Below are 6,905 nucleotides of genomic sequence, written 5' to 3'. Positions count from 1 at the left end.
TGTCCGTACTTGATCGAACGCTTGTAGGCCGAGGGGAACATAAGCACCGCATCATCGCCCAGTATGCGCGACAGGTCGTGGTAGAGATATCCCGCGTCGTCGAGCGAGTCGCCCACCACCATGACCGGATGCTTGCGCGCCGGCATTGCGGCGAGCATCATGGCCGGAGCCGAGCCTGCGAGGCCATAGACATGAGCCTCATCGGAAGCGGCCAGCGCCGCCTTCAGCGCCTTTGAGCGCTCGGCGGTCATAAACCGCGCGCACAGATCGGCGATTCCGCTCATTTTCCGGCCGGCTTAAGGATCTCCTCTACCCGTCCGGGGGTGGCGAGCACACTGCGTACACTGTCGATCCCGGGATCGAAGCGCAGGCTGGAAGCTATGCGTCCCGGCTCCTGACAGTAGCGTTCCACTATCTCACGCACAAGAAGCGGCTCTATGGCCTTGCGGTGGGTATCGAGATCGGCCGAAAGCGAGTGCTTGAGCATCTTTTCGAGCACGGCAAACTGTGCGTTGAGGGAATCGCCCTCATAACCCTCGATTTTGGCAGCCTGGCGCAGCCGGTCGAGCATCATCTCGCAGACGCGGTCGTAGCGGAACCGTTCGGGATCAATCGACCGCTTGAAATCCTCATATACCGAGTCGGTGATGGTGAACGTGGATACATCGGGCATCTCATCGGGATGCTCGGCATAATATCTGTTGGCGAAATCAAACGCCCAGAAACCGCTGACAATATTGTAGGTCAGACGACTTGCCTCGGGATAGTCCACCTTGACATCGGGAGTGATACCACCGCCGTCGCGCACTATCCGGCCGCCGGACGTGCGGAACTCGTTGGTAAGGCTGTCGGGGATGCGCGTGACGCGTCCCTCTTCGTCACGGTGACTGTAGTCGATGGCCTGTATGAGCCGTCCGGAGGGGATATAGTATCGGGCCATTGTCACCTTCAGCGATCCCTCGTAGGGGATGTCGCGCGTGATCTGCACAAGTCCCTTGCCATACGACCTGTCGCCGACCACGACCGCACGGTCGAGATCCTGCAGCGCTCCGGCAGTGATCTCGGCTGCCGAAGCGCTCTCGCCGTCAATGAGTATGGCCAGCGGCACTTTGGTGTCGAGTGCGGCGCCGGTGGTCTTGTAGACCTTCTCATTGAGGACTCCTCGGCCGCGAGTACGGAGCACTTCCGTGCCCTTCGGCACGAAATTGCCGACCACCTTCACTGCGCTTTCGACCAACCCGCCCGGATTGCCGCGCAGATCAAGCACTATGGAGCGTGCGCCGTCGTCGAGCAGCGAAGAGAGCGCCTTGCGCACCTCGTCGCCGGTAGTTTCGGAGTATGATGTAAGACTTATGTAGCCCACCTTGTCGTCGCCCTGAAGCATTCCGAAATAGGGCACCGAGGGTATGCGTATCTTCTCCCTGACCATATCCACCTCGATCACCGAATCAGCTCCCGCGTAGGGACGCCGCAGACTGACGTGAAGCTTCGTGCCCGGATCACCTTTGAGCCGTGCCGAAACCTCGGTGTGTGTCTTTCCGAGCATCGTATCACCGTCGATGGCCACGATCAGATCGCCGTGGCGCAGTCCGGCGCGGAATGCCGGAGTGTCGCGATGTGGGCCGGATATATACACATTGCCGTTGCGCTGCATGATATACGATCCGATCCCGCCGAACTCTCCGGTGCTCATTGATCGGAATTCCTCGGTTTCGTTCTTGGGCATATACACCGTATAGGGATCGAGTTCGGCCAGCATGGCGTTGATGGCGGTAGTCACCGCCTTGTCGGCGTCGATGGTGTCGACATAGAATGTCTGCATCTCCTTGAACACCGAGCTGAAAATATCGAGGTTGCGGCTTATGCTGTTTTTCTTGCTGCGGGTGCCGGCGGCCGCACAGATCGTCGCAGCGATCACTATCGTCACTACTTGAAGCAGTTTCTTCATCGTGGAAGGTGGTTATGTGGTTGATTTCAAAATCGAAGAGCGAAATTACAACAATTACAACACTCTCGCAAACCCTCCGGTTTAATTTTTCATAACTCCGTGATCATGGCTATAATTAGCCGGATTTTCAGAAAAACCCGCCGGTAAGTCTTTCAGATTTCGCCGACTATGCTTATTTTTGCATCATATACACCAAACACAACACCATCGGATGAAAATCAGACTGAAACAATTAGCGCGCCGCATGGCAGCCCTGACCATAGCGACCGCCATAGCCACGGCCACAGCCGGAGCCGAAACCATTGTCGACATGACATCATACGGACTGCGCCCCGACACGCGCGGCAACATGTCGCCGCGACTGACCAAAGCGCTTGCCGACATCAGCCGCCGCTACAAGGGCAAGGGAGCCGTCACGCTGAAATTCGCCCCTGGACGGTACAGTTTTCATCCTAAAGGGAGTCACGCCAAAGAGCTGTATATATCCAACCACGACCAGACCAATCCAAAGCAGGTGGCATTCTGGATCGAGGGGATCGACAGCCTGCTTATCGACGGCAACGGCGCCGACTTCATATTCCACGGCACGATGCTCCCTGTAGCCGTCAGCGGTTCGACCCACGTGACTCTGCGCGACTTCCATATCGACTTCGAGAATCCCCACATAGCGCAGGCCACCATAGTGAAATCGGACTCCACCGGCATAGAGTTCGAGGTAGCTCCGTGGGTAAAAGCCGGGCACGACAAAAACGGATTCTTCACCACCGGCGAAGGATGGACCGAACGCCAGCGCAGCGGGATAGCTTTCGAGCCGGAGACCCGACGCGTAGTGTATCGCACGGCCGACCTGTATCTGCCGCTCGACAGTGTGGTCCCGACCGGACCGCGCCGCTATTTCGCTCCCCGATGGCGCAACCGGGCCATGCTTCCCGGCATGATTGTGGCAATGCGCTCATGGGCCCGCCCCACACCGGGAATATTTCTGGCCGACTGCACCGACATCCGCATTTCCAACGTCAAAGTGCATTACGCCCAGGGCATGGGACTGCTCGCACAGATGTGCCGCGACATAACGCTTGAAGGCTTTGAGGTGGCACTGCGCGGCGACAGCGATCCGCGCTACTTCACCACTCAGGCCGACGCCACCCACTTCTCGGGGTGCAAAGGTCATATCAGTTCCACCGGAGGCCTCTATGAAGGCATGATGGATGACGCCATCAACGTACACGGCACATATCTCAAAGTCGTAGGCCGCGAGGGAGCGCGCACGCTCCGCGCACGCTATATGCACGGCCAGAGCTACGGATTCCGATGGGGCGAGCCGGGCGACACCGTGCAACCCATCGACGCACCTGTGATGGAACCCTACGGCAATCCGCTCGTCATAGCCTCGATCCGACCGGCCGACACACCGGATATCGCCGGCGTCAAGGATTTTGACATCACCTTCACCACCGACATAGACACCGCTATCACCGCCGCCGGCGGACGATTCGGCCTGGAGAACCTGACATGGAGCCCGAGCGTGACTTTCGCCGACAACACCGTGCGCAACAACCGCGCCCGCGGCAGTCTATTCTCCACTCCGCGCCGCGTAGTGGCCGAGCGCAACCTCTTCGACCACACATCGGGCACCGCCATACTTCTATGCGGCGACTGCATGGGGTGGTATGAAACCGGAGCCTGCCGCGACGTCACCATCCGCAACAACCGGTTTATCAACGCCCTCACGAGCCTATATCAGTTTACGGAGGCCGTCATATCAATCTACCCCGAGATCCATCGGCTTCAGGATCAGAAAGGATATTTCCACGGAGGCAAGAGCTATCCCGGCATCGTGATCGAGGACAACACATTCGACACATTCGACGCCCCTCTGCTCTACGCCAAATCGACCGACGGACTCATTTTCCGCCGCAACACTATAACCCACAATGCCGACTACGCGCCTTTCCACCACAACCGGTTTGCAATAAAACTGCAACACTGCCGATCAGTGGAAATAACCGACAACTCCGCCCCGTCGACACTGTCGATGATAGTTGAATAATCCGACGCACAACACACAAATCCCTGTGCCGACACCGCTTAGAGATTGTCTAAATTTGTCGGCACAGGGATTTTTCAATATCCTCAAAAACAACCGGATGTGATTTTTTTTGATAAAATACGCTCCAATGCTTGCATATTTCATCCAAACGACGTAATTTTGCAGCACAATTCCTTTGGGACTAAAACATAATGCTTCAATAGCTCAGTTGGTTAGAGCACCTGACTGTTAATCAGGGGGTCGTTGGTTCAAGCCCATCCTGAAGCGCCAAAGATAGAAAAAGCAAGAATTGGGACACTCCTGGTGCGTGATGTATCGGGAGTTTTTTTATTTCCACGGCATCCCACCCCGAATGAGAACATTTCTGCCGCCGCAGCCGTTAACCCACAGTCAACCATCCCTCCACACAACAGCAACATGAGCAGACAGCAACCCATCACAAAAGATCACGACACGGCCGACATGATCGGCACGACCGTAAGCAGTCTGGCAGCCGCCGAAACACTTCCGGGAGTGTGCCACACACGACTGCAGGGAGAGCCACTGCCCAACCACGACGACACACGCCGTATCGTCGAGCTGTGCCGCCATCTGTTCTTCCCCGGCTTCTACGCCAACAGCCAGGTGAGACGCGACAATCTGCTCTACCATATAGGCATAGCGGTAGATCAGCTGCGCAGCATACTCTCCCGCCAGATCACCGCCGGCCTATGCTTCGAAACCGAATGCGGCACACCGCCTGACATGAAGGAAACCGCCGCGCGCGCCGAACGTCTCACCATGCAGTTCATAGAGCAGCTGCCCCACATGCGCACTCTTCTGGCAGCCGACGCCGAGGCCACCTATCGCGGCGATCCAGCGGCCAACTCCACCGAAGAGGTGATATTCAGCTATCCCGGACTGCGCGCACTCACCTGCCACCGCATAGCCCACGCGCTTCATAAGCTCGGAGTGCCGGTGATCCCACGCATGATCAGCGAGCTTGCCCACAGCGAGACAGGGATCGACCTGCACCCAGGCGCAACAATAGGCCCGGGACTGATGATAGACCACGGCACAGGAGTGGTGGTCGGCGCCACATCGATAATAGGCGAAAACGTGAAGATCTATCAGGGTGTGACGCTCGGCGCACGATCGTTTGCACGCGACGCCGACAACAATCCCGTCAAAGGAGTGCCGCGCCATCCGACAGTAGGGCGCGATGTGGTGATCTACGCCAATACCACGATACTCGGCCGTATAACCATAGGCGACGGCGCCGTGATCGGCGGCAACCTGTGGGTGACCTTCGATGTAGCTCCCGGCGAACGACTCGTGCAATCCTCCCCCACCAATATCGTGCGACTCCCCGCAGAATAATCGGATAATAATCCGACACGCTTTTCTTTGACAGATGAAGCGGAATCGCTAACTTTGCACCACGACTGCGGCCATACAGCCCGACGGCTCCGCTATGCCGCAGCACGCAACGTCACATCCAATCCAAACAACCGACACACCCCATCTGACATTATGTACTCAACCGACGAATGCAGAGAGTTTGAAATGGTGGCCAAGACCTTCAAGGGTCTTGAAGAAGTGCTTGCCGAAGAGCTTCGCGGCCTCGGCGCCAAGAATGTCGAACCCGGACGCCGCATGGTATCGTTCGAGGGCGACCTCGCCATGCTCTACCGCGCCAACATGTGCTGCCGCACAGCGCTGCGCATACTCAAGCCCATATACAAGTTCACGGCTTCCGATCCCGACACGCTCTATTCCATGGTCAAGGAATTTGACTGGACCAAAGTGCTGTCGCTCGACAAGACCTTTGCCATCGACACCACGGCCTATTCCGACGAGTTCACTCACTCGCGCTTCGTCACCTACCGTGTGAAGGACGCCATAGTCGACTATTTCAAGGACCGTTTCGGCCCCGACAAACGCCCCGGCGTAAGACTGCAGGACGCCGACGTGCTCATCAACGTCCACATATCGGGCGAACGCGTCACACTGTCGCTCGACTCATCGGGCGAATCGCTCCATAAACGCGGCTACCGCGTGGAGCAGACCGAAGCCCCGATCAACGAAGTGCTTGCCGCCGGCATCATTCTCAAAAGCGGATGGCGCGGCGACTGCCCTCTTGTCGATCCGATGTGCGGATCGGGCACTTTCCTGATCGAAGGCGCCATGATCGCCGCCGGCATCATGCCGGGCATCTACCGCAAGCGTTTCGCGTTTGAGGCGTGGCCCGATTTCGACGCCGACCTATTCGACAGCATCTACAACGACGAATCGTCGGAACGCGAGCCGTCGTGCCGCATCATAGGCGCCGACATCTCGCCCAAAGCGATAGCCATAGCGCGCGCCAACATCAAGCAGGCCGGAGTAGGCCGATATATAGATCTGGAGGTAAAGGCCATCAAGGACTGGACCGAAGCTCCGGCCGACGGCATACTCGTGACCAACCCGCCTTACGGCGAGCGCATCGTCACCGACGACATGGATCGGCTATACCGCGAGATCGGCTCTGCGCTCAAACATGTGTTTACCGGCTATCACGCATGGATCATAGCCCTGCGCGAAGAGCATTTCAACGCCATCGGACTATCGCCGTCGGTGAAAGAGGAGGTGTTTAACGGCGCTCTCGAATGCCAGCTCCGCGAATACGTGATATTTGACGGCGACTACAACTCGTTCCGCCGTCAGGGCGGCTCCATACGCCACTCAAAAGACGCCGACGACGCCACACGCGAGAACAAGCGTGAGCGCAAAGGTCCGCGACGCATGAGCGATGACGAATGGCGCTCCGAAGCCCGGCGCAAAGGCTTCGGAGGCAAAGAACGGCGGACTAAGTCGGACCGCTATGCCCCCAAACAGAGACGGCATTCCGGAAACACCGGACACGCCAAACACCAGCGACAGCCAGAA

The 6,905-nt window shown here is 57.8% G+C and carries 5 protein-coding genes and 1 tRNA gene; 4 read left to right on the top strand and 2 right to left on the bottom strand.

The features are described 5' to 3' along the window. The coding region (locus tag C5O24_RS09735) for a hypothetical protein (protein ID WP_133165522.1) at nucleotides 1–284 on the bottom strand (284 nt) is incomplete at its 3' end. Continuing rightward, nucleotides 281–1,948 (bottom strand): S41 family peptidase, encoded by a 1,668-nt coding sequence (locus C5O24_RS09730; RefSeq protein WP_107034954.1) that lies wholly within the window; start codon nucleotides 1,946–1,948, stop codon nucleotides 281–283. The genes C5O24_RS09730 and C5O24_RS09735, both read right to left, overlap by 4 nt. A gap of 211 nt (nucleotides 1,949–2,159) precedes the next feature. Here C5O24_RS09730 and C5O24_RS09725 point away from each other — a divergent pair, with 211 nt between their 5' ends. The 4 genes from C5O24_RS09725 to C5O24_RS09710 all read left to right on the top strand — a co-directional run. Continuing rightward, the gene (locus C5O24_RS09725; protein ID WP_406627020.1) at nucleotides 2,160–3,998 is read left to right on the top strand and encodes an alpha-1,3-galactosidase-related protein; all 1,839 of its coding nucleotides are present in this window, start codon (nucleotides 2,160–2,162) and stop codon (nucleotides 3,996–3,998) included. A 193-nt stretch (nucleotides 3,999–4,191) separates the two neighbouring features. After that, nucleotides 4,192–4,268 (top strand) — tRNA-Asn (locus tag C5O24_RS09720). A gap of 147 nt (nucleotides 4,269–4,415) precedes the next feature. After that, entirely contained in the window at nucleotides 4,416–5,357 is a 942-nt protein-coding gene (locus C5O24_RS09715) for a serine O-acetyltransferase (protein ID WP_370364835.1), read from the top strand. A 186-nt stretch (nucleotides 5,358–5,543) separates the two neighbouring features. Then, nucleotides 5,544–6,905, top strand: a 1,362-nt coding sequence (locus tag C5O24_RS09710; protein ID WP_107681762.1) for a THUMP domain-containing class I SAM-dependent RNA methyltransferase, incomplete at its 3' end; no start/stop codon positions are given.

Origin of the sequence: Paramuribaculum intestinale (assembly GCF_003024925.1) — a bacterium.
GTDB lineage: Bacteria > Bacteroidota > Bacteroidia > Bacteroidales > Muribaculaceae > Paramuribaculum > Paramuribaculum intestinale.
Note: the sequence above shows the minus strand (reverse complement) of the source record. Positions and strands in the feature narration are given on the sequence as shown.

Coding starts and splice junctions, on each gene's coding strand:
- C5O24_RS09730 (WP_107034954.1), bottom strand. CDS start 1,948: ATGAAGAAACTGCTTCAAGTAGTGACGATAGTGATCGCTGCGACGATC.
- C5O24_RS09725 (WP_406627020.1), top strand. CDS start 2,160: ATGAAAATCAGACTGAAACAATTAGCGCGCCGCATGGCAGCCCTGACC.
- C5O24_RS09715 (WP_370364835.1), top strand. CDS start 4,416: ATGAGCAGACAGCAACCCATCACAAAAGATCACGACACGGCCGACATG.